Below are 20,881 nucleotides of genomic sequence, written 5' to 3'. Positions count from 1 at the left end.
CTATCAATCAAGGAGCGGAATAAAGCGTGTGGCCGGAGCGCGGGGCGGTTCAGAAGTAGCCGTCGCGCTTGCGCTTTTCCATGCTGGCGTCGCTGGTCTGGTCGTCCATGCGGGTGGCGCCGCGTTCGCTGACGCTGGCGACCAGGGTTTCCACAATGATGTCGGCGGGCGTGGCGGCGGTGCTGGGCACGGGGCAGGTGCAGGTGATGTCGCCCACGGTGCGAAAGCGCACGCTGCGTTTTTGCACGGTTTCGCCCGGCCGGGGCGGCGTCAGGGGCGTGACGGGCACGAGCAGGCCCCGGCGTTCGATCACGTCGCGCTCGTGGGCGTAGTAGAGGCTGGGCAGCTCGATGTTTTCGCGGCCGATGTATTGCCACACGTCCAGCTCCGTCCAGTTGCTGATGGGAAAGACGCGGAAGTGCTCGCCGGGGGCCAGGCGGGTGTTGAACAGCGTCCAGAGTTCGGGCCGCTGGGCTTTGGGCTGCCATTGGCCGAAGCTGTCGCGGTGGCTGAAGATGCGCTCTTTGGCGCGGGCTTTTTCTTCGTCGCGCCGCGCGCCGCCCATGAGGGCGTCGAAGCGGAATTCTTCAATGGCTTCGAGCAGGGTGACGGACTGGTGGGCGTTGCGGCTTTCGTCGGGGCGGGCCAGGCGCACGGTGCCGCGCGCGATGCTGTCTTCCACGCTGCGCACGATGAGTTCGGCCCCCAGTTCGGCGGCGCGTTTGTCGCGCAAGGCGGTGACTTCGAGGAAGTTGTGGCCCGTGTCAATCATGAGCAGCGGGTAGGGGATGCGGCCCGCGCCAAAGGCTTTTTCGGCGCAGCGCAGCATGACGAGCGAGTCTTTGCCGCCGGAAAAAAGCAGCGCCGGGCGGTCAAAAGCGGCGGCGGCTTCGCGCAGGATGAAGATGGTTTCTTCTTCCAGCGCGTCCAGATGGGCGGCCGAGAGGTGGCGGGCAGGTGCGTTCATGGGCGTGGGAGGCGTGAGTGGCGGTGTTGGGGGAAGGCCGGGCGGCGGGCGTTTGGCGCGCGGGGTTCCGTGCGGGATTCAGTGCGCCAGGTGCAGGCCGCATTCGCGGCGCTCTTCGGCTTTGGTGGGGTCGAAGTAGTCAAAGTTGTTGGGCAGGCCGTGGGTCTGGCAGTAGGCGTGCAGGTCTTTGGCGCTCCAGTGCAGCAGGGGGGCGACTTTGATGAGGCCGTCGGGGTTGAGGCTGACGGGCTGCATGCGGGCGCGCTCGTCGCTGTCGCTGGCGCGCAAGGCGGTGAGCCAGATGCGGGGGGCCATTTCGCGCAGCGCGCGCGCAAAAGGCTCCAGCTTCACTTCTTCGGTGAAGGCGGCGTGGCGAGGGTCGTCCAGCGCGGGGGCGGGGCCTTCCAGCGCTTCGCGGTGGGCGCGGGTGCGGCGCGGCAGGTAGGCGTGCAAATTCAGGCCCAGCTGGCGCGTGAGCGCGTCGGCGAACTGGTAGGTGGCGGCGGTGTTGTAGCCGCTGTCCATCCACACCACGGGCACATCGGGCTGCACGCGGCAGGCCATGTGCAGGATGACGGCCTCGAAGGGCCGGAAGTTGGTGGTGACGATGGCGCGCAGCCCCAGGCGCTGGCCCAGGCCCAGCGCCCAGGCGGTGAGGGCAGGGGCGTCATGGCCCAGCTCTGCGCTCACGCGGGCCAGCTCTTCGGCATCGGGCATGGCTGTTGCGGCGGCGCGGTTCATTCGGCCTCCCGTGCGAAGTGGGGGCGGGGCTGCTGCGCGTCGCCCTGGTAGAACTCGTCAAACACCACGAACTGGCGCGGGGCGGCTTCGGCGTTCACGCCTGCGGCCAGCACGGCGCTGGTAAAGCCGCTGCGCTGCATGAGCAAAAGCTGGTCGATGAGCACGTCGCCCGTGGCGCGCAGCTCGCCGGTAAAGCCCAGGCGGCGGCGCAGCAGCACGGCCTGGCTGTAGGCGCGGCCATCGGTGAATTTGGGAAAGTTCAGCTCGATGCAGGTGACGCCCTGCAAAGCGCCTTCGGCGGCCAGCGCGAGCACGTCGGCGTCGTTGGCGATTTGCAAAACGCCGGGCGCGGGCGCGGCGCTGGCGGAAGCAGCGCTTTCAGAGGCGTTTTCAGCAGTGTTTTCTGCGGGGTTTTCAGCGGCGCTGCCCGCCGGGGCTTCGCTTTCGGCGGGGGCAACGATGCGGATGGTTTCTTTCATCGCGGCGCTTTCTTTGTTGTGCCGGGCCGCTCGCTCAGGCCACGGCGGCGGGCTGGGCCGCAGCGGGGGCGGCGGCAGGCTTGGCGGGCTTGTCTTCGGGCCGCGCGTGGCGGGCGGCGTTGGCGGCGGCCTTGAAAGGGTCATGGCCCAGGCGGCGCACGGTGTCGATGAAGTGCTCTTTGCCGTCGCGCAGTTCGCGGTAGGTGTTCAGGATGGCCTGCACCACGTCGGGCACTTCGGCGGCGGAGAAGGCCGGGCCGATGATCTTGCCCGGCCCCTCGCGGCCCGACAGGTGCGAGCCGTCGCTGCCGCCCAGGGTGATCTGGTACCACTCCTTGCCGTCTTTGTCCACGCCCAGAATGCCGATGTGGCCGCTGTGGTGGTGGCCGCAGGAGTTGATGCAGCCGCTCATGTTCAGGTCAATCGGCCCTAGGTCTTCGGCCTCGTCGATGTCTTCATACAGGGCCATGAGCGCGGCGGCAATGGGAATGGAGCGCGCATTGGCCAGGGCGCAGAAGTCGCCGCCGGGGCAGGAAATCATGTCGGTAATCAGCCCGATGTTGGGCTGCGCCAGCCGCAGCGCGCGCGCCGCTTCGTAAAGAGCGGGCAGATCGGCGCGGCGCACCCAGGGCAGCAGCAGGTTTTGCTCGTGCGTGAGGCGCACTTCGCCCGCCGAAAAGCGGTCGGCCAAATCGGCCACGGCGTCCATCGTGGCGGCGTCGGCGTCGCCCGGGGCCATGCCCAGGCGCTTGAAGGAAAGATGCACCACGGCCAGGCGCGGGTCGCGGTGGGCCTGCACATTGCGCGCCAGCCAGCGCTGGTAGGGCAGGGCGTTCACATCAACCGGCTGCTGCGGCGCCACGGCGGGCGCGTCTTCGCCCGCCAGCGCGGGCGGCGCAAAGCACGCGGACACGCGCTCCAGCTCGGCTTGCGGAATGGTGTGCGGCGCGCCGTCGTGCTCGACGATGGCGCGGTATTCGGCCTCCACCGCGTCAATGAAGCTCTGCCCTTCGGCCTTGACCAGTATCTTGATGCGCGCCTTCCACACGTTGTCGCGGCGGCCATAGCGGTTGTAGACGCGGATGATGGCTTCCAGGTAGTTCAGGATCTGATCCCAGGGCAAAAACTCGCGCAGCACCGCGCTGATGACCGGCGTGCGCCCCATGCCGCCGCCAGCGCGCACCTTGAAGCCCAGCGCGCCCGCATCGTCTTTCACCAGTTGCAGGCCCACGTCGTACCAGCCCAGCGCCGCGCGGTCCTCGGCCGCGCCGTTCAGGCTCACCTTGAACTTGCGCGGCAGAAAAGCGAATTCGGGATGCAGCGTGCTCCACTGCCGCAGGATTTCGGCGAAGGGGCGCGGATCGGCCAGCTCATCGGGCGCAATGCCCGCCAGCGCGTCGGTGCAGATATTGCGGATGCAGTTGCCGCTGGTCTGAATGCCGTGCAGCCCCACGGTGGCCAGCAAGTCCATCACGTCGGCGCTCTTGGCCAGCGGAATCCAGTTGTATTGCACGTTGGTGCGCGTGGTGAAGTGGCCGTAGCCGTAGCGCAGCGGCGGCGCATCCAGCGTCAGCCCCGGCTGGCGGGCCTGCAAGGCGTCTTGCTGGGCCTGCGCCTCGGCAAACAGGCCTGGCTCCGGCTGATCGAACTCGCGCGCCACCCGCGCCAGCACCCGCATCTGCGCGCTGCTGATTTCGCCATAAGGCACCGCCACGCGCAGCATGGGCGCGTAGCGCTGCACATACCAGCCGTTTTGCAGCCGCAGCGGCTTGAACTGGTCTTCCGACAGTTCCCCGCGCTGCCAGCGCGAGAGCTGATCGCGAAACTGCGCCGCCCGCTGGCGGATGAGTTGCAAATCGAATTCGGTTTTGACGTACATGGTGGGCTTTATGGGAAGCAAGCCCGCCCACGGCCTGGCCGCGAGCGGTTTTGCGAAAAAACAAGCCCCGCACTGTAGGCACGCGCCGCGCCAAAGGGAACGATTTTTTGGTTAGTGCCTTATGCGCCAAACGGCATAAAGCGCCGCCGCCAGCCAACACGGCCCCAGGGTTGGCGGACGTGGCCGCAGGCAAGGCCGGGCCGGGCGGCGGGTGCATGAGAGCCGGGCCTGAATCGCAGGCGCTGCCCGTCTGGAAGCACCAAAAAGAGGAGCTGATTCAGGGGGCAAAAAATGCCGGTTCCCGCAGTTTCCACCAGGACATCATGCTATGAATGAAGGAGCGAAAGTAGCGGCCAGCGTTCCGGTCATGCCTTGCCTGGTCAGTCTTCTTTCAGCCCGGTCAGCGGCTGGCGCTGGCGCCAGAGGACGGTGACGGGCGGATGGCGGCCCTGGCCGCGCTGCACGGCGGCGGTTTCCTGCAAGGCCACGTCATCCAGCCGCAGGCGGCCCTGCACTTCAAAGAAGCTGGAGCGCACGTCGCACCACTGGGCGGGGCATTCGCGCACGGGCTGCTGTGCGCTGCCGGCGGCCTGGGCGGCGTCGGCAATGCTTTTGAACGGCCTGGCGGCGCGCGCGGCGGCCATGCGCTGGGCGCTGGCCAGGTCGATGCCGGTGACGGCGTGGATGACTTCGGCGCTGGCGGTGTTCAGATTGACGGGCGTGCGCTGCGGCAGCAAGGTGATGTGCGGCAGCAGCGCCGCGAGCGTGGCGGGCGGCACGCCCAGCCAGCCGAGCTGATCGGCGCGCAAGGGCATGGGCGCGGCCAGCGCGGCCTGGCCTTGCTGGGCGGGCTGGGCCAGGGCGCTGGCGGCTTTGTTCAGGTGTTCGGCGAGGGCGTCCAGCTCATGCGCGGGCAGGCCCAGCAGGGCGAACAGGCGCTCGAAGCGCTGGCGGCTTTGCTGCGCCTCTTGCGGCGGGGCGCCGGCCTGGGGCACCAGGTGCAGCACGTTCATGCGGGCCTGCAAGTCGGCTATGCCGCCGGAGAGAAAGGCATCGCGCCCCAGGTCGCTGGTGTCGGCGCCTGCGGTGAGGAAGGTGGAGATGCGCGCTTCGGCCAGCGGCACGGCCCAAGGCTCGCCCAGGTGGTCGGCCTGGCGGTCGTCGTCCACGCGCAGGATGAGCCGCCCCCAGTCGAGCGCACCGCCCAGCAGCCAGGCCGATTGCACGCGTGCGCGCTCGGCCGCTTCCACTTCCACGCCGCGCCACTGTTGCCACATGGCGGCGGCGGCCAGCGTGGCCACCAGCGCGACGGTGAGCATGGCCGCCAGCAGCGCCGCGCCGCGCTGCGCCGCGCCTGGCCGGGAGACGGCGGCTTCGCTGGCTGTGAAAGGGCGTTTTTTCATGGGCGGACGGGTTTTTTTGCTGTTGATGGCAGGCGGGTTTCAGGATTTTTTCAAGGCGGGCGCTATTGGACTATTGGAAGCAGGGCGGGAAAACGGGGCGATTTGAAAAAAGCATTTTGAAAAGGGCGTTTTGCGCGAGGGTTGCCGCCTTTGTTGCGATTTTTCTTTCCGGGTGTTTCAAGGGGCTGGATTCAATATTCACATGCCCGCCGTGGGCGTGAAAGTGGGCGAAAGCCAGTCCAGCATCACGGGGCCGGTCAGCGCCTGCCCTTCGGCCAGGGTGAGATTCAGGCGGATGGCTTCGGGCACGCGCGCCAGCTGCGCTTCGCCCTGGGCGGAGCTGGACAGGGGGTTGAACCAGGCGTTGTCCAGAAAGTAGTAGAGCTGCCAGTCTTGCAGCGCGGCAATGGCCACGGCCTGCCCGGCGCTGACGGGGCGCTCGGGCGTCTGGCTCCAGCCTTGCGCGGCCTGCCAGGCGCTGGCCCATTCGTTCCAGGTGCGCACGGGGTGCGATTGCCAGCGCCACCACTGGCCGCTTGTGGCGCTGCGCGTCCAGGCCACCACGCGCAAGGCGCTGGGCGCGGGCGGGCGGGCCGTGGCGGGCGGGCCGCCGGGCGCGCCGGAAAGGGGAGCAGGCAGGGGCAGGGGGGCGCTGCGGGTGATGCGCAGCACGCGCCCGTCCCACGCCAGGCTGCGGGCGGCCAGCGGTTCGGCGTTGCCGGAGGGGTTGCCGGAAGGGCTGCCGGATGGGTTGCCGGAAGGGCTGCCGGATGGGTTGCCGGATGGGTTGCCGGATGGGTTGCCCGGGGGCGTTTGCGGGCTGGCCGGCGGGGCTGCGGCGGCGGCCAGTTGCTGGGGCCAGACCATCATGGCGTCCAGATCGGCGTGCCACTGCGCGAAGGCCGCTTGCAGTGCCAGCGTGCCGTCGGCATGCGCGCGCGCCCTTTCTTGCGCGCGCGTCATGCCGTCGATGGCCTGCCAGCTCATGACGGCCATGACGGCCATGATGGCCAGCGCCACCAGCACTTCGATCAGGGTGAACCCCCGGCAGGGTTGCATGCGGGCCGCCATCGCTTGCCTCAGTAACGCCCGATGAGCGTGGAAACCTGCACCACCGTGAGCTGCTGCTGGCGCACGATGGCCTCGACGCGGCGGAAGTTGGGGTTGGGCGTGGCGCGCACGGCCAGCGTGACTTCAAACGCCTGCCCGGCCTGCTCGCAAGCCAGCGTGCTGTCGCCCGCGCCGGGAAACTGGCGCGTGAGCTTGAGTTCGATCAGCGCGTTTTCGGCGCAGATTTGCCCCAGCATCACGCGGCTTTGCCGCGCCGCGTTGTCAGCGAGCGCGCCGGCGGCCTTCAGCCCCGCCACCAGCGCGATGGCGGTGATGGACAGGGCCACCATCACCTCCACCAGCGTGAAGCCGCCGCAGACCGCTCTTTTGCCGCGAGTGAGGGCGAATGCAGGCATGGCCGGGCCTTGGTTCAGGGCTGGCGCGCATCGGCCGGGTCGGCTGGGCCGCCCGGGGCGCTCACGGCAAAGGGGCGCAGCCCGTCGGTGGCCACTTGCAGCGTGGCCGGGCTGCCCGCGCGGTGCAGCGCCACGGCCTGCGGGCCGATGATGGGGTCAGGCCCCAGCAGCAGCGCCGCGTTGCCCTGCGCGGCGGTGGCGGCGTCCAGCCACTGTGTGGGCCAGGGGCTGCCGCCGGGCGGCACGCCTTCAAACACAAAGCCTTGCGCGGCGGGCCGCCAGGTCACCGCCACCCCCGTGGTGCGCGAGAGGGCGCGGGCCGATTCCAGCAGCGCCGCCAGCCGCGCTGCGTCGCGCTCCAGCGCCGAAGCCGCGCTGTCGCGCAGCGCAATGGCCGCCAGCGAAACGCCCAGCGCGATCACGGCGACGGTGACCACCAGCTCAATGAGGGTAAAGCCCCGGCTGCGGCAGTGCGCGTGTTCGGCGGGCATGCGGTTGGGCATCAAGATTGGGCGTCAAAAAGAGGAGCGAATTCAGGCCGCTGAAAAGGCCGCTTGCGCAGATTCCTCTAGGACATCATGCTATGGAACCAGGAGCAAAAATATGCCCTTCTCACTGCCAGCTGCCAATGTCGGCGTCGCGCCCCTCGCCGCCGCTTTTGCCGTCGGCGCCAAAGCTCATCACGTCCACCTCGCCCTTGACGCCCGGGTTCAGGTACTGATACGGGTTGCCCCACGGGTCATTGGGCAGCTTTTCCAGGTAAACGCGCCAGTTGCGCGGCTCGGGCGGCGCGCTGGGGCGGGCGATGAGCGCCTGCAAGCCCTGCTCGGCGGTGGGGTAGCGCAGGTTGTCCAGCTTGTAGAGCTTGAGCGCCTGCACGATGTTGTTCACGTCCGTGCGGGCGGCGGTGGCGCGCGCGTCGTCCGTGCGGTCCAGCAAATTGGGCACGATCAGCGCGCCCAGCACGCCAATGATGACCAGCACCACCATCAGCTCGATCAGGGTGAAGCCAGCCCCGCGCTGGCGGGCGCGGGAACGGGCGCTGAGATGGGCGCGGGAACAGGTGCGGGAAAGGGCGGAAAAGGCAGTATTCATAAGCGGAAAAGCGCCGCAGCGCACGCCTGGAGCAGGGCGGAAGTGCCCCCAAAGCGGGCCGGGAAGCAGCCGGAAACGGATCAGAAAAGAAGGCCGCGAACAGACGGCGGACGGGCCGCCATCAAGAGTGCGCTCAATGATAATCGGCGCATGTCTTTGCCCCTGTTCAGGAGCGCCGCCCGCCGGTCTCCGCATTTTTCCTGATGGCACGCCCGGCGCTGAACCGATTCGCCCCCGCCCTGGCCGCGCTGCTGCTGTGGGCGCTGGCCGCTGGCAGCGCGCTGTACTGGGCGCTGCACGCTGCCAGCAGCGCCCCGCCCGCTGCGGCCGCCACAGCCGCGCCCGGCCTGCCCCCGCTTGACGCGCAGGCCGTGGCCCGTGGCCTGGGCGCGGCAGATGACGCCCCGCCAACGGCTCAGGCCGCGCCGCCTGACGCCCGCTACGCGCTGGCGGGCGTGGTCGCTCACGGCAGCGAACGCGGCGCGGCGCTCATTGCCGAACAGGGCCAGCCCCCCAAGCCCTACCGCGTGGGCGCGAAGCTGCCCGGCGGCTGGACGCTGCAGGCCGTCTTGCGCCGCAGCGCGGTTCTGGACGCGGGCGATGGCCGCCAGATGCGCCTGCAAATGCCCGAACCCGCCCCGCCCGCGCGCCGCGCGCCCTGACGCCCCTCACGGTCGGATCATGAACAGGCGCCTGGCCCGCAGGCCCTGGTGAAATGGGCGCAGGCTGCTATTGATTCAAGAGCGAAACGCATCTGCCGGGCCGGGCGCAGGGGCGCGGCGGCCTGGGGGAAAGCGGCGGCCGGGCGCGCCTGATAATCCGCCGCCATGCGAGTGCGCTTTACCAAAATGCAAGGGGCGGGCAACGATTTCGTGGTGCTTGACGAAACGGCCGCGCCGCTGAACCTGACGGCGGATCAATACCGTTTTCTGGCCGACCGCCACTTTGGTGTGGGGGCCGACCAGATTCTGAGCGTGCGGCCCGCGCCCGCGCCGGATGTGGATTTTGAATACGTCATCCACAACGCCGATGGCGGCGAGGTGGAGCACTGCGGCAACGGCGCGCGCTGCTTTGTGCGCTACGTGCGCGGGCAGGGGCTGACGGCCCGCAACCCTGTGCGCGTGAAAGTGAAAAACGGCGTGATCGAACTGGCCGAGCAGCCTGATGGCCGCGTGCGCGTGAACATGGGCGCGCCGGTGTTTGATCTGCCCCGCGTGCCTTTCGATTCCGCAGGACTGACGCCGCTGGCCGAGGGCGGCTGGCAGGTGTGGCCGCTGGCGCTGGAGCAGGCGGGCGGGCGCGGCGCGGCGCGCATGGTTTCTGTCGCCGTGCTGTCCATGGGCAATCCGCACGCCGTGCAGGTGGTGGCGCAGGCAGATACCGCCCCCGTGGCCGAGCAAGGCCCGCTGATTGAAACGCACCCGGCCTTTCCGCGCCGCGTCAATGCAGGGTTCATGCAGGTGCTGGATCGCCGCCAGATCCGTCTGCGCGTGTGGGAGCGCGGCGCTGGCGAAACGCTGGCCTGCGGCACCGGCGCTTGCGCCGCCGTGGTGGCGGGCCGCCGCCTGGGCCTGCTGGATGAGCGGGTGGATGTGCACGCGCGCGGCGGCCTGCTGACCATTGAATGGGCAGGCGGCGAGCGCGATGCCGTGTTCTTGACCGGCCCGGCGCAAACCGTGTTTCACGGCGAAATCGATCTTCCCGGCGCGCCGCAGCCGCCCGCGCGCTGACGGGAAAAAAGGAAAACCCGAGATGACCGAAAACCACAACCCCCATCCTGAAGTGCATGACGGCGTGGACGAAAACGCCATCGCCCAGTACCTGCTGGCCGAACCCGGCTTCTTCGAGCGCCATGCCGAGCTGCTCACTCGCGTGCAGCTGGCCAGCCCCAACGGCGGGCGCACCATCAGCCTGCAAGAGCGCCAGGCCGAGGCCCTGCGCGAAAAAATCGCCCTGCTGGAGCGCCGCCTGATGGAGATGGTGCGCTACGGCAACGAAAACATGCTGATTGCCGACAAGCTCCAGCGCTGGGCGCGGCAGCTGTTTCTCGCGCACCGGCCCATTGATCTGCCCGCCGTCATGGTCAGCGAGCTTCAGGCGCAGTTCGGCGTGCCCCAGGTCGCCCTCAAGGCGTGGGAGGTGGCCAGCGTCTATGCGGGCGAGCCTTTCGCGCAGGGCGTCAGCGATGACGTGAAGAGCCTGGCCGCCTCGCTGGCCGCGCCTTATTGCGGCGTGAACACCGGCTTTGATGCCGTGCAGTGGCTGCCCGCGCCGCAGGAAGCGGCCTCGCTGGCGCTGCTGCCGTTGCGCAAGCCAGGCGCGAGCCAGGGCGCTTTTGGCTTGCTCATCCTCGCCTCGCCCGACAGCCACCGCTATGAAGCGGGCATGGCCACGGATTTTCTGGAGCGCATCAGCGAAATTGCCAGCGCAGCGCTCTCGCGGCTGCGCGATGAGGACTGACGGGCGCGTGCGCCAGGCAGCGGCCCGGCGCGTGAACCCGCCCGCCCGAAGGCCTGCCCGTGCGGCAGGCGGTCTCTGGGCGGCATCAGAAACAGGAGCGAATTTGTAGGGGTCAAAAGGCCACTCCGCGCTGCATCCACCAGGACATCTTGCTACGAATAGCGAAGCGGAAATGGCACGGCGCGTTCAGCTCCGCGCGCATGCCGCCTTGTTGTGAAGGGATGCGGGCCGGGGGCGCACTTTCGCGCCATGGACAAACTGTGAACAGGTTCTCAAGTCTTTGCTCCCAAATGTGACAATCGCCGCTTTTCACTGCAACCGATGAAAGGGAAATGCCTATGACGACTCTGACGTTCAACGCGTACTACACGCTGATTGCGGCAGTGCTGGTGCTGCTGCTGGGCAGCTGGCTGGTGCGCAAGATCAAGTTCTTGCAGGATTTCAACATTCCGGAGCCGGTGGCCGGCGGCCTGGTGGCCGCGCTGGTGCTGTTTGGCGTGCATACCGTGCAGGGCGTGAATTTCCAGTTTGAAAAGCCCTTGCAGGATGCCTTCATGCTGGTGTTTTTCTCGTCCATTGGCCTGTCCGCCGATTTCGCGCGGCTGCGCCAGGGCGGCAGGCCGCTGGTGATTTTCATCATCGTGGTGTCGGCTTTCATCATCGTGCAGAACGTGGTGGGAACGGTCATGGCTTCGATGCTGGGGCTGGATCCGCGCATCGGCCTGGTGGCCGGCTCCATCACGCTCACGGGCGGCCACGGCACGGCGGGCGCCTGGGGCAAAGACCTGGAAGCCGCTGGCGTGCAAGGCGCCATCACGCTGGGCATGGCCTGCGCCACGTTTGGCCTGGTGATGGGCGGCCTGCTGGGCGGCCCTGTGGCACGGCGTTTGATTCGCGGCAAGCCCACGCCGGGCCTGGCGGGCATTGATGACAGCAAGCCTGCCGTCGGCGATCAGGAAGTGGTGTTCGAGCGCCCGCACCAGCAGCGCCTCATCACGGCGGAGTCGGGCCTGCAAACGCTGGCCATGTTCGCCGCCTGCCTGGCGTTTTCCGACATCATGTTCAAAGTGGCGCAAGGCACGTCCTTCCAGCTGCCGCAATTCGTGTGGGCGCTGGCCGGCGGCGTGCTGGTGCGCAATGGCCTGGTGCTGATTTTTGGCGTGAACATGTTTGATCGCGCCATTGACGTGTTCGGCAACATCGCGCTGTCGCTGTTTCTGGCAATGGCCCTGCTTTCGCTAAAGCTTTGGGAGCTGGCCGGGCTGGCCGTGCCGGTGATGTTCATTTTGGCCGTGCAGACGGTGGTGATGGCGCTGTACGCCACGTATGTGACCTACCGCGCCATGGGCAGCGACTACGACGCCGCCGTGCTGGCTGCCGGCCACTGCGGCTTCGGCCTGGGCGCCACGCCCACGGCGGTGGCCAACATGCAGGCGCTGACCGACCGCTTCGGCCCCTCGCACAAAGCCTTCCTGATCGTGCCGATGGTGGGCGCGTTTTTTGTGGATATCGTCAATGCGCTGCTGCTGCAAGGCGCTCTCAAAGTCATTGCCTGGGTGAGCTGAACGCCCCGCAAGCGGCATCAGCCGCTGAAACAAAAACGGCGCGCCATCTGGCGCGCCGTTTTTGTTTGCCGTGGATGAGGCCGGGGCGCCTTCAGCCCGCCTTGCGGCGCAGCGCCAGCGCCAGCAGCAGCACTGTGCAGAAGGCAAACCACATGAAGGACCAATTGGCGATGCTGCCGCCCAGCAGCGTCCAGTCCACGGCGGCGCAGTCGCCGCTGCCTTTGAAGATGGATGGCAGCAGACGGCCAATGGGCATGGATTCGATCATGCCGTAGAGGTCGCCCCGCCCGCATGCGGAAAACGCGGGCGGATTCCATTGCAGCCAGCTTTGCCGTCCGCCCGTGAAAGCGCCCAGCACGGCAAACAGCAGCGCCAGCACGCCAAAGCCGCGCTGCCAGCCGCCCGGCTTGCAAGCCGCCGCCAGGGCGCTGAACACCGCCACGGCAATCAGCGCCTCGCGCTGCACGATGCACATGGGGCACGGTTGCAGGCCCACCATGCCCTGGAGGTAGAGCACGCCAAAGGCCAGCATGCCCAGGCAGGTGGCGCTGATGGCCAGGTAAAGGCGGCGCGGAGCGGCGAGGATTTGTCGGATGAGGTTCATGGTCATTCAAAGCAAGTGAGAGGCGTGGCGTTTGGAGCGGGGGCCTGGCAGCGGGTTCCGCCAGCCTGGCTGGTGCGGCGCTTGCGTTTGCCCATCGCAGCCTTCTGCTCGGCCCTCCGCCATCTCAAGCTTGCGCGCACCAGACAAGGCAAACCGAACTTGTCGAAAAGAGGCGTCTTTTTGCTCTTTTAATCACGCATAAAAGAACGGAATCAGGCGTGTAAACAGAACGGGAACGCAAGCTCAAGGAGCGCAGGAGGTTTTCTGAACAGGCGCTCACGCCCCTTCGCGGCTGGCGCGCTTGCGTTCGTGCTCTTTGAGGTGGCGCTTGCGCAGGCGGATGCTTTTGGGGGTGATTTCGACGAGTTCGTCGTCTTCGATGAATTCCACGCCGTATTCCAGCGTCAGCTCGATGGGGGGCGTGACTTTGATGGCGTCTTCCTTGCCGCTGACGCGGAAGTTTGTGAGCTGCTTGGTGCGCGTGGCGTTGACGACGATGTCGTTGTCGCGGTTGTGAATGCCCACGATCATGCCTTCATAGACCGGGTCGCCCGCTTTCACGAACATGCGGCCCCGGTCATCGAGCTTGCCCAGGGCGTAGGTGAAGATTTCGCCGTCGTCCATGCTGATGAGCACGCCGTTTTTGCGGCCGCCCACGTCGCCCTTGAAGGGTTCGTAGCCGTCGAAGATGTTGGAAATCAGCCCGCTGCCGCGCGTGAGGTTGAGAAATTCGTTGGAAAAGCCAATGAGGCCGCGCGCCGGTATGCGGTATTCCAGCCGCACGCGGCCGCGCCCGTCCGGCTCCATGTTCACCAGCTCGCCCTTGCGTTCGCCCAGCGCCTGCATCACGCCGCCCTGGTGGCCTTCTTCAATGTCGGCTGTTACCAATTCGATCGGTTCGCACTTCTGTCCATCAATCTCGCGAAAAACCACGCGCGGTTTGCTTACGGCCAGCTCGTAACCTTCGCGGCGCATGTTTTCCAGCAGGATGGTCAGGTGCAGCTCGCCCCGGCCCGAGACTTCAAACACGCCGTCTTCGGCCGTTTCCCGCACGCGCAGGGCCACGTTGCTTTGCAGCTCTTTTTGCAGGCGGTCCCAGATTTGGCGGCTGGTGACGTATTTGCCCTCGCGCCCGGCCAGCGGGCTGGTGTTGACGCAAAAGTTCATGGTCAGCGTCGGCTCGTCAATCTTGAGCATGGGCAGCGGCTGCGGGCTGGCCGGGTCGGTGACGGTGGCGCCAATGTTGATGTCTTCAATGCCGTTGATGAGCACGATGTCGCCCGGGTAGGCCTCTTTCACCTGCACGCGGTCCAGCCCCTCGAAGGTGAGCACCTGGTTCACGCGGCCCTTGGTTTGCCTGCCTTCCGGGCCTTCCATGACCAGCACGTCCATGCCCGCCCGGATGGTGCCCGCGTTCACGCGGCCCACGCCAATGCGGCCCACGAAGGTGGAATAGTCCAGCGCCGAAATTTGCAGTTGCAGCGGCGCATTGCGGTCGCCCTCGTGCGGGGGCACGTGCTTGAGAATGGTCTCGAACAGCGCCGTCATGTCCGGCCCCCACTGCTCGCCGGGCGCGCCTTCTTCCAGCGAAGACCAGCCGTTGATGCCGCTGGCATACACCACGGGAAAGTCCAGCTGCTCGTCCGTGGCGCCCAGCTTGTCGAACAGGTCGAATGCGGCGTTGATCACCTTGTCCGGGTCGGCTCCGGGCTTGTCCACCTTGTTGACCACCACGATGGGTTTCAGCCCCAGCGCCAGCGCCTTTTTGGTGACAAAGCGCGTTTGCGGCATGGGGCCTTCCTGCGCGTCGATGAGCAGCAGCACGCCATCGACCATGCTCAAGGCGCGCTCCACCTCGCCGCCAAAGTCCGCGTGGCCGGGCGTATCGACGATGTTGATGTGCGTGCCCCGCCAGGAAACGGCGCAGTTCTTGGCCAGGATGGTGATGCCCCGCTCGCGCTCGATGGCGTTGCTGTCCATCACGGTATCCACCACTTTTTCGTGGTCGGCAAAGGTGCCCGACTGGCGCAGCAATTGATCAACCATGGTGGTTTTGCCGTGGTCCACGTGGGCGATGATGGCGATATTGCGAATTTGGGAAGACATGAATCAGAACTCAATCAAAAGAAAATAAAGCGGCGATGGGACGCAAAAATGAATCAGAAATCAGGCGCGCCCCGCCGGAATGAAAAAAAACAGATCCATCATGCCCGCGCTTGCCGCGATCCACATGAAGAAAATAGGCGATATGGCGAATGATGCGAAGCATGAAAATCTCTTCAGAAAAATCAAATCAGCCGCTGGTAAATCGCCAAATCGGCCGGGCTGAAACAGCAGAACATGATTTCGTCCAATTGCTCCAGCGCCGGATGGACGCGGACGGCCTGAAGGGCGATTTCGGCGGCCGCTTCTTTTGGATAGCCATAAACGCCGGTGCTGATGCACGGAAAAGCCAGGGTTTTGAGGCCGTGCTGCGCGGCCAAATCAAGGCAGTGCGTGTAGCAGCTGCGCAGTTTTTGCGCCTCGCCCGCATGGCCGCCATGCCAGACCGGCCCCACGGTGTGAATGACGTGGCGGCACGGCAGGCCGTAAGCGCCGGTGATGCGGGCCTGCCCCGTGGGGCAGCCGCCCAGCTGGCGGCACTCTTGCAGCAATTCAGGCCCGGCGGCGCGGTGAATGGCCCCATCCACCCCGCCGCCGCCCAGCAGCGACGAATTGGCGGCATTCACAATGGCATCCACGGCCAGCGTGGTGATATCGGCCTGGAGGGCAAAAAGTCGGGTCATGGCTCAACCTTTAACACGACATGTCCGAAGCGTTACCAGCCACCACTGCACCATTGCGACTCGCAAGGAACGCCATCATTGTCACTGTCCATCTTTGTGCCCGGGCAATGATTGATAAAAAACTTGGCTTCTTCACACGAAGTCATCTGCGAACAATGTGTGCGGCCATCACACCGATAGACGGACGAAGTGGCTTGCACAGGGACTACGGGAGTGCTGCTCGACATCTGGCGCAGTTCTTGCCGATGCTGCCTTTCGCTCCATTCTCTCTTCATATACTGGTAAGCCACGGCAGTGCCAATCACCAGCAGCACAACCCAAAACACGCTTCCAGGCCAAGACGTTGATTCCCTGGCTTTCGAGTGTCTTCTTCGCGCATGAAGCTGCTTGTCCGCTTTGTCAGATCGAGCCTTGGGTCTATCCGGACAAAACAGGTTTTTGGCCTTCTTCTTGCCTTTTTCGCCAGTCACCACCTCAAACGACACACGCTCGCCCACCGTCGGCCGCCGCCCGTCCTTAGGGAACTCGGAGATATGCACAAAAACTTCTGCATCATCGTTGCCAAAAGCTTTGAGAAAGCCAAAGCCTCGATCATCGTTCCAGCGGGAAACAACACCTTCAAATCGCATCACGTTCTCCTTGTTGCGCCAGCATCTGCTTTACTTCCATCGGGCTGAGCAAACGCACCGCAATCAACTCCCCTGTCTTGACTTGTGCCGTGCCCAGCAGGGCGCGGGGTTGCTTGCCGAACACGGCCACTTGCGGCGCATCGGGCCAGGGGCCGCGGCGGCGCAGGCCGGTCAAGAAGCGGGCGGCGTCGTCATGGCCGAGGGTGATGGCGGCAAAGCCGGGCAGCAGGGCCTGCACGGGCAGCAGGGCAGCGAGGCGCTGGTCTTCGGGCAGGGCTTGCAGCGCTTCCAGCGTGATGCACTGCGCGAGCGTGAACGGGCCGGTGGCAGTGCGGCGCAGGGCCGTCAGGTGGCCGCCGCAGCCCAGGGCGGCGCCGATGTCTTCGCCCAGGGTGCGGATGTAGGCGCCTTTGCTGCATGTCACTTCCATTTCAATGGCGGCCCGGCCTTGTTCATCCAGCGACAGGGCCAGGTTCAAGGCATGCACTTGCACTTCGCGCGCGGCGCGCTCCACTTGCACGCCCGCGCGGGCGTATTCGTAAAGCGGCTTGCCGTCTTTTTTCAGCGCGCTGTGCATGGGGGGCACTTGGGCGATGCGGCCCAGAAAGCGCTGGCGCACGGCTTCGAGCTGCGCTGGCGTGATGGCGGGCACGGGGCGGCGGGCGGTGATTTCGCCTTCGGCGTCGCCCGTGGTGGTGGTGAGGCCCAGGCGCAGCGTGGCGGCGTAGGACTTGTCGGCGTCCAGGTGCCCGGCGCTGAATTTGGTGGCTGCGCCAAAGCACAGGGGCAGCACGCCGCTGGCCAGAGGATCCAGCGTGCCGGTGTGGCCGGCTTTTTCGGCGCGCAGCAGCCATTTGGCTTTTTGCAGCGCCTGGTTGCTGGACAGGCCCAGCGGTTTGTCAAGCAGCAGCACCCCGTGCACGGGACGCCGCTGCACCCGTGCGCGTGGGGCGGCGGTCATGGCGTGTCGTCTTCCTTGGAACGCGAGGCCACCGCCTTGGCGATGAGGGCGTTCAGGTCGGCCGCGTGTTCGGTGGTGCGGTCAAAAATGAAATGCAGCGTGGGCACGGTGTGGATGTGCAGGCGCTTGAAGAGCAGGTTGCGCAGGTGGCCGGCGGCGTGGTTGAGGGCGTCTTGCGTTTGCTGGGCGTCGCCGGTGAGCAGGCTGAAATAGACCTTGGCGTGGGCGTAGTCGGGCGTGATTTCGACGGCGTTGAGCGTGAGCATGCCAATGCGCGGGTCTTTGACTTCGCGCGCGATCAGCTCGGCCAAGTCGCGCTGAATCTGGTCGGCGATGCGAAAACTGCGGTTGGGTGTGGAGTGTTTCCGGTGCATGGCTGGATGCGCGTGGCGGGCGCGTTAAAAGTCAAAGGACAAGAAAGCAAGCGCCTCAGCCTGTTTGCGGCCTGGCTGCGGGTTGATTATTTGAGAGTGGGTGCCGTACGTTCTCTGATCGCTGCCGCCGTGCATTTTCAAAGGCTGGCGCCGGTTTCCAGCCTGCTTCAGGGCGGACAGATTCCGGCCTGGAATCCCTTCAGGGTCTGTCCGTGGGCGCAAAAGCGCAAACCGGATACGGCCTTGCGCGCAGCACTCTGTTTTTGAGAGCAAATTCAGGGCCTTGAAAATGCCTCCATCGCGCAGTTTTATAGGACTTGCCACTATCAAACTGGTAGCGAAATAAACGATGGTTTCCAGGGCAAGGGCAGCTGCAAGAACCGGTGCACGGACGGATTCTGAGCAGGTTCTTACAGCGTGCGCGCGATTTCCTTGATTTCAAAGAATTCGAGCTGGTCGCCTTCGCGGATGTCGTTGTAGTTCTTGAGCTTGATGCCGCACTCGAAGCCTTCCTTGACTTCGCGCACGTCGTCTTTCATGCGCTTGAGCGATTCAAGCTCGCCGGTGTAGATCACCACGTGGTCGCGCAGCAGGCGGAAGTGGGCGTCGCGCCGCACCACGCCGCTGGTGACGTAGGAGCCGGCCACGGTGCCGATCTTGGAGGCCACGAACACGGTGCGGATTTCGGCAGAGCCGATGACTTCTTCCTTCTGCTCGGGCGCGAGCATGCCGCTCATGGCGGCTTTCAGGTCGTCCACCGCGTCGTAGATGATGTTGTAGTAGCGGATTTCGACGTCGTTGGCCTCGGCCAGCTTGCGCGCGCCCGCTTCGGCGCGGACGTTGAAGCCCAGCACGATGGCATTGGAGGCAATGGCCAGGTTCACATCGCTTTCGCTGATGCCGCCCACGGCGGCATAGACCACCTGCACTTTGACTTCATCCGTGCTGAGCTTGAGCAGCGAGGCGGACAGCGCTTCCTGCGAGCCTTGCACGTCGGCCTTGATGATGATGGGCAGCTGCTTGACTTCATCAGCCGACATGTCGGCGAACACGTTTTCCAGCTTGGCCGCCTGCTGCCGCGCGAGCTTGGTGTTGCGGAACTTGCCGGCGCGGTAGGTAGCGATTTCACGGGCGCGGCGCTCATCGGCCAGCACCATGAATTCGTCGCCGGCCTGCGGCACGTCGGCCAGGCCCTGGATTTCGACCGGGATGGAGGGCCCCGCTTCTTTGACGGGCTTGCCGTCTTCATTCAGCATGGCGCGCACGCGGCCGGAGGTTTGGCCGGCCAGCACCACGTCGCCCACTTTCAGCGTGCCGGACTGCACGAGGACCGAGGCCACGGGGCCACGGCCTTTGTCAAGCCGCGCTTCGATCACCAGGCCCTTGGCGGCGGCTTCCACCGGGGCCTTGAGTTCCAGTACGTCGGCTTGCAGCAGCACGTTTTCGAGCAGGTCGTCAATGCCCATGCCGGTTTTGCTGGACACGGCAATGAAGGGCGAGTCACCGCCGTAGCTTTCGGGCACGACTTCTTCGGCCACGAGTTCGCTGGTCACGCGCTCCACATTGGCTTCGGGCTTGTCGGCCTTGGTCAGCGCCACGACGATGGGCACGCCCGCCGCCTTGGCGTGCTTGATGGCTTCGCGCGTTTGCGGCATCACGCCGTCGTCGGCGGCCACCACCAGGATCACGATGTCGGTGGCCTGCGCGCCGCGTGCGCGCATGGCCGTGAAGGCTTCGTGGCCGGGCGTGTCCAGGAAAGTGACGATGCCGCGCGGCGTCTTGACGTGGTAGGCGCCAATGTGCTGGGTGATGCCGCCCGCTTCGCTGGCGGCCACCTTGGCGCGGCGGATGTAGTCAAGCAGCGAGGTCTTGCCGTGGTCCACGTGGCCCATGACGGTGACCACGGGCGCGCGCGGCAGGGCCTCGGCGGACTGGGCCTGCACTTCTTCGTCGGTGAAGGCCTCGGGGTCGTCCAGCGCGGCCACCACGGCGGTGTGGCCCATTTCTTCGACGACGATCATGGCCGTGTCCTGGTCGAGCGGCTGGTTGATGGTGACCATCTGGCCCATCTTCATCAGCGTCTTGATGACTTCGGATGCCTTGACGGCCATCTTGTGCGCCAGCTCGGCCACGGAGATGGTTTCCGGCACATGCACTTCCAGCACGCGATGCTCTGCGGGCGCTGCTTGGGCGGCCTGCTGGCTGTCGCGTTCGCTGCGGCGGCTTTTTGGGCCGCTGCGCCAGTTGTTGCGACCCACGCCGCCGGAAGCATCGCCGCGCGTGGGAATGCCTTTTTTCTTGCCAGGCTCGCCCGCCCAGCTGGAGGACAGCTTGGCGGATTTGACTTCCTTGCTGCCGCCTGCGGGCGCGCTGCCCTGACGGGCCGAGCTGGCGCCGCCTGTCTTGGCAGGCTTGCCGCCGTCTTTGGACGCTTCAGCCGCTTTCTTGGCGCTTTCGGGCTTCTTGGCCACCAGCACTTTGCGCGGCTTGTTCATCATGCTGCGAATGGCTTCGGCTTCAGCCATGGCCTTGCGACGGCGCTCTTCCTGCTCGCGCCGGCGGGCGGCTTCTTCTTCCGGGCTGGGCTTGGCGGGTTCTGCCACTGCGGCGGGCGCAGCATCGGGCGAAGCTGCGGATGAGGAAGCTGCCGATGAAGAGGCAAGCTTGGCCGCGCCGCCCGTTGCAGCTTTCCGGGCCGCAGGAGCGGCGGTTTCCTTGGCCGGAGCAGACCCGGAAGCGGGTGCAGCGGAGGAGACGGCTTCGAGAGCAGACTCGGAAACGGTCTCGGGTTCAGCCGTCTTGGACGGCTTGGTCTGGGTTGCGGCAGGCGCGGGAAGCAGTCCGGAATCCGCAGCCGGCGCTTGTGGCGCAGGTGTTTGCGGGGCGGCCGGCGTTTCCTGCGGCTTGGCTTCTTCCGGGCCAGGCTGGGCGGCTTCAGCCTGGCGGCGCGCATCCTGCTCTTCGCGCAAACGGCGTTTTTCGGCGGCTTCGGCTTCCTGGCGGCGCAGCAGCTCGGCGTGGCGGCGCGCTTCTTCCTCGCGGCGGGCAGCTTCAGCCGCGCCAATCACTGGCGACGCGGGAGCAGCGGCCGCAGCAGGTCTTGCAGCCTCGGCAGCGGGGGAGGGTGAAGGTGTTTGGGGCGCGGCGGCCGGCTCGTCATCGCGCTTGATGAAGGTGCGTTTTTTGCGCACTTCCACCTGAATGGTGCGGGCTTTGCCGGTGGCGTCAGCCTGCTTGATTTCGCTGGTGGTTTTTTTGGTCAGCGTGATTTTCTTGCGGGCGGGCGCGACGGTGCCGTGGCTGCTTTGCAGATGGTCCAGCAGCTTTTTCTTGTCCGCTTCGGTCAGGACGTCGCCGCCCGAGGATTTTTTGACTCCGGCCGCCTGCAACTGCTCCAGCAGCTTGCCCACGGAGCGTTTGAGTTCATTCGCCAATTCAGCGACTGTGATGTTCGACATATTCTGTGACTGCC

General features: G+C 66.2%; 22 protein-coding genes. 5 read left to right on the top strand and 17 right to left on the bottom strand.

All coding sequences use genetic code 11. The annotated features are described in order from the left end of the window. Positions 1-49: 49 nt before the first annotated feature. From cysD to gspG, 9 genes are all read right to left on the bottom strand, one after another. Entirely contained in the window at positions 50-967 is a 918-nt protein-coding gene (gene cysD / locus ADJ79_RS03360) for a sulfate adenylyltransferase subunit CysD (RefSeq protein WP_050714781.1), read from the bottom strand. A gap of 78 nt (positions 968-1,045) precedes the next feature. Further along, entirely contained in the window at positions 1,046-1,708 is a 663-nt protein-coding gene (locus ADJ79_RS03355; RefSeq protein WP_156304000.1) for a phosphoadenosine phosphosulfate reductase family protein, read from the bottom strand. Further along, entirely contained in the window at positions 1,705-2,187 is a 483-nt protein-coding gene (locus ADJ79_RS03350; protein ID WP_082202880.1) for a DUF934 domain-containing protein, read from the bottom strand. The genes ADJ79_RS03355 and ADJ79_RS03350 overlap by 4 nt, the downstream gene beginning before the upstream one ends. Before the next feature lie 34 nt (positions 2,188-2,221). Then, positions 2,222-4,066 carry a nitrite/sulfite reductase gene (locus ADJ79_RS03345; RefSeq protein WP_050716373.1) on the bottom strand — a complete coding sequence of 615 codons (1,845 nt, stop codon included), beginning with the start codon at positions 4,064-4,066 and terminating at the stop codon, positions 2,222-2,224. A 380-nt stretch (positions 4,067-4,446) separates the two neighbouring features. Next, positions 4,447-5,469, bottom strand: a complete 1,023-nt coding sequence (gene gspK / locus ADJ79_RS03340) for a type II secretion system minor pseudopilin GspK (RefSeq protein ID WP_050714780.1) — start codon at positions 5,467-5,469, stop codon at positions 4,447-4,449. A 198-nt stretch (positions 5,470-5,667) separates the two neighbouring features. Beyond that, on the bottom strand, positions 5,668-6,528 hold the full coding sequence (locus ADJ79_RS15140) for a prepilin-type N-terminal cleavage/methylation domain-containing protein (RefSeq protein ID WP_253273858.1): 861 nt from the start codon (positions 6,526-6,528) through the stop codon (positions 5,668-5,670). A 20-nt stretch (positions 6,529-6,548) separates the two neighbouring features. After that, positions 6,549-6,935, bottom strand: a complete 387-nt coding sequence (gene gspI / locus ADJ79_RS03330; RefSeq protein ID WP_050714778.1) for a type II secretion system minor pseudopilin GspI — start codon at positions 6,933-6,935, stop codon at positions 6,549-6,551. A gap of 14 nt (positions 6,936-6,949) precedes the next feature. Then, positions 6,950-7,438 carry a prepilin-type N-terminal cleavage/methylation domain-containing protein gene (locus ADJ79_RS03325; protein WP_050714777.1) on the bottom strand — a complete coding sequence of 163 codons (489 nt, stop codon included), beginning with the start codon at positions 7,436-7,438 and terminating at the stop codon, positions 6,950-6,952. Positions 7,439-7,547: 109 nt separating this feature from the next. Then, positions 7,548-8,030 carry a type II secretion system major pseudopilin GspG gene (gene gspG, locus ADJ79_RS03320; RefSeq protein WP_050714776.1) on the bottom strand — a complete coding sequence of 161 codons (483 nt, stop codon included), beginning with the start codon at positions 8,028-8,030 and terminating at the stop codon, positions 7,548-7,550. 203 nt (positions 8,031-8,233) lie between these two features. On the opposite strand from gspG, the gene ADJ79_RS03315 reads away from it, so the two are divergent. From ADJ79_RS03315 to gltS, 4 genes are all read left to right on the top strand, one after another. Next, positions 8,234-8,692, top strand: coding sequence for a type II secretion system protein N (locus tag ADJ79_RS03315; protein ID WP_050714775.1), 459 nt, complete (start codon positions 8,234-8,236; stop codon positions 8,690-8,692). Positions 8,693-8,857: 165 nt separating this feature from the next. Next, positions 8,858-9,760, top strand: coding sequence for a diaminopimelate epimerase (gene dapF, locus ADJ79_RS03310; protein ID WP_050714774.1), 903 nt, complete (start codon positions 8,858-8,860; stop codon positions 9,758-9,760). Positions 9,761-9,782: 22 nt separating this feature from the next. Continuing rightward, a complete protein-coding gene (locus tag ADJ79_RS03305) occupies positions 9,783-10,490 on the top strand; it encodes a DUF484 family protein (RefSeq protein WP_050714773.1) in 708 nt (235 codons plus the stop codon). Between the two features lie 338 nt (positions 10,491-10,828). Next, positions 10,829-12,055 carry a sodium/glutamate symporter gene (gene gltS / locus ADJ79_RS03300; RefSeq protein ID WP_050714772.1) on the top strand — a complete coding sequence of 409 codons (1,227 nt, stop codon included), beginning with the start codon at positions 10,829-10,831 and terminating at the stop codon, positions 12,053-12,055. 91 nt (positions 12,056-12,146) lie between these two features. Here the strand turns inward: gltS and ADJ79_RS03295 are convergent, their stop codons facing one another. The 7 genes from ADJ79_RS03295 to rbfA form a co-directional block, all read right to left on the bottom strand. Further along, positions 12,147-12,659, bottom strand: a complete 513-nt coding sequence (locus ADJ79_RS03295; RefSeq protein WP_233199877.1) for a disulfide bond formation protein B — start codon at positions 12,657-12,659, stop codon at positions 12,147-12,149. Positions 12,660-12,935: 276 nt separating this feature from the next. Continuing rightward, the gene (gene typA / locus ADJ79_RS03290) at positions 12,936-14,765 is read right to left on the bottom strand and encodes a translational GTPase TypA (protein WP_050714770.1); all 1,830 of its coding nucleotides are present in this window, start codon (positions 14,763-14,765) and stop codon (positions 12,936-12,938) included. A 10-nt stretch (positions 14,766-14,775) separates the two neighbouring features. Then, entirely contained in the window at positions 14,776-14,928 is a 153-nt protein-coding gene (locus ADJ79_RS13950; RefSeq protein WP_156303999.1) for a hypothetical protein, read from the bottom strand. Positions 14,929-14,947: 19 nt separating this feature from the next. After that, entirely contained in the window at positions 14,948-15,445 is a 498-nt protein-coding gene (locus ADJ79_RS03285) for an O-acetyl-ADP-ribose deacetylase (RefSeq protein WP_050714769.1), read from the bottom strand. A 32-nt stretch (positions 15,446-15,477) separates the two neighbouring features. Then, positions 15,478-16,074, bottom strand: a complete 597-nt coding sequence (locus tag ADJ79_RS13015) for a cold shock domain-containing protein (protein WP_082202879.1) — start codon at positions 16,072-16,074, stop codon at positions 15,478-15,480. Next, the gene (gene truB / locus ADJ79_RS03280) at positions 16,064-17,035 is read right to left on the bottom strand and encodes a tRNA pseudouridine(55) synthase TruB (RefSeq protein ID WP_050714768.1); all 972 of its coding nucleotides are present in this window, start codon (positions 17,033-17,035) and stop codon (positions 16,064-16,066) included. Before truB ends, ADJ79_RS13015 begins: the two co-directional genes overlap by 11 nt. Next, positions 17,032-17,409 carry a 30S ribosome-binding factor RbfA gene (gene rbfA / locus ADJ79_RS03275; RefSeq protein ID WP_050714767.1) on the bottom strand — a complete coding sequence of 126 codons (378 nt, stop codon included), beginning with the start codon at positions 17,407-17,409 and terminating at the stop codon, positions 17,032-17,034. The genes truB and rbfA overlap by 4 nt, the downstream gene beginning before the upstream one ends. On the opposite strand from rbfA, the gene ADJ79_RS13945 reads away from it, so the two are divergent. Next, positions 17,404-17,676, top strand: coding sequence for a hypothetical protein (locus tag ADJ79_RS13945; protein ID WP_156303998.1), 273 nt, complete (start codon positions 17,404-17,406; stop codon positions 17,674-17,676). The genes rbfA and ADJ79_RS13945 overlap by 6 nt on opposite strands. Before the next feature lie 143 nt (positions 17,677-17,819). On the opposite strand, the gene infB is transcribed toward ADJ79_RS13945, so the two are convergent. Next, positions 17,820-20,867 (bottom strand): translation initiation factor IF-2, encoded by a 3,048-nt coding sequence (gene infB, locus ADJ79_RS03270; RefSeq protein WP_050714766.1) that lies wholly within the window; start codon positions 20,865-20,867, stop codon positions 17,820-17,822. Between the last annotated feature and the right edge of the window lie 14 nt (positions 20,868-20,881).

It is taken from the genome of Ottowia sp. oral taxon 894 (assembly GCF_001262075.1).
Taxonomy (GTDB): domain Bacteria; phylum Pseudomonadota; class Gammaproteobacteria; order Burkholderiales; family Burkholderiaceae_C; genus Ottowia; species Ottowia massiliensis.
Note: the sequence above shows the minus strand (reverse complement) of the source record. Positions and strands in the feature narration are given on the sequence as shown.

What these genes read in the sequence shown, in the direction of transcription:
- cysD (WP_050714781.1), bottom strand. Translation starts at nt 967, where the DNA reads ATGAACGCACCTGCCCGCCACCTCTCGGCCGCCCATCTGGACGCGCTG.
- ADJ79_RS03355 (WP_156304000.1), bottom strand. Translation starts at nt 1,708, where the DNA reads ATGAACCGCGCCGCCGCAACAGCCATGCCCGATGCCGAAGAGCTGGCC.
- ADJ79_RS03350 (WP_082202880.1), bottom strand. Translation starts at nt 2,187, where the DNA reads ATGAAAGAAACCATCCGCATCGTTGCCCCCGCCGAAAGCGAAGCCCCG.
- ADJ79_RS03345 (WP_050716373.1), bottom strand. Translation starts at nt 4,066, where the DNA reads ATGTACGTCAAAACCGAATTCGATTTGCAACTCATCCGCCAGCGGGCG.
- gspK (WP_050714780.1), bottom strand. Translation starts at nt 5,469, where the DNA reads ATGAAAAAACGCCCTTTCACAGCCAGCGAAGCCGCCGTCTCCCGGCCA.
- ADJ79_RS15140 (WP_253273858.1), bottom strand. Translation starts at nt 6,528, where the DNA reads ATGCAACCCTGCCGGGGGTTCACCCTGATCGAAGTGCTGGTGGCGCTG.
- gspI (WP_050714778.1), bottom strand. Translation starts at nt 6,935, where the DNA reads ATGCCTGCATTCGCCCTCACTCGCGGCAAAAGAGCGGTCTGCGGCGGC.
- ADJ79_RS03325 (WP_050714777.1), bottom strand. Translation starts at nt 7,438, where the DNA reads ATGCCCAACCGCATGCCCGCCGAACACGCGCACTGCCGCAGCCGGGGC.
- gspG (WP_050714776.1), bottom strand. Translation starts at nt 8,030, where the DNA reads ATGAATACTGCCTTTTCCGCCCTTTCCCGCACCTGTTCCCGCGCCCAT.
- ADJ79_RS03315 (WP_050714775.1), top strand. Translation starts at nt 8,234, where the DNA reads ATGGCACGCCCGGCGCTGAACCGATTCGCCCCCGCCCTGGCCGCGCTG.
- dapF (WP_050714774.1), top strand. Translation starts at nt 8,858, where the DNA reads ATGCGAGTGCGCTTTACCAAAATGCAAGGGGCGGGCAACGATTTCGTG.
- ADJ79_RS03305 (WP_050714773.1), top strand. Translation starts at nt 9,783, where the DNA reads ATGACCGAAAACCACAACCCCCATCCTGAAGTGCATGACGGCGTGGAC.
- gltS (WP_050714772.1), top strand. Translation starts at nt 10,829, where the DNA reads ATGACGACTCTGACGTTCAACGCGTACTACACGCTGATTGCGGCAGTG.
- ADJ79_RS03295 (WP_233199877.1), bottom strand. Translation starts at nt 12,659, where the DNA reads ATGAACCTCATCCGACAAATCCTCGCCGCTCCGCGCCGCCTTTACCTG.
- typA (WP_050714770.1), bottom strand. Translation starts at nt 14,765, where the DNA reads ATGTCTTCCCAAATTCGCAATATCGCCATCATCGCCCACGTGGACCAC.
- ADJ79_RS13950 (WP_156303999.1), bottom strand. Translation starts at nt 14,928, where the DNA reads ATGCTTCGCATCATTCGCCATATCGCCTATTTTCTTCATGTGGATCGC.
- ADJ79_RS03285 (WP_050714769.1), bottom strand. Translation starts at nt 15,445, where the DNA reads ATGACCCGACTTTTTGCCCTCCAGGCCGATATCACCACGCTGGCCGTG.
- ADJ79_RS13015 (WP_082202879.1), bottom strand. Translation starts at nt 16,074, where the DNA reads ATGCGATTTGAAGGTGTTGTTTCCCGCTGGAACGATGATCGAGGCTTT.
- truB (WP_050714768.1), bottom strand. Translation starts at nt 17,035, where the DNA reads ATGACCGCCGCCCCACGCGCACGGGTGCAGCGGCGTCCCGTGCACGGG.
- rbfA (WP_050714767.1), bottom strand. Translation starts at nt 17,409, where the DNA reads ATGCACCGGAAACACTCCACACCCAACCGCAGTTTTCGCATCGCCGAC.
- infB (WP_050714766.1), bottom strand. Translation starts at nt 20,867, where the DNA reads ATGTCGAACATCACAGTCGCTGAATTGGCGAATGAACTCAAACGCTCC.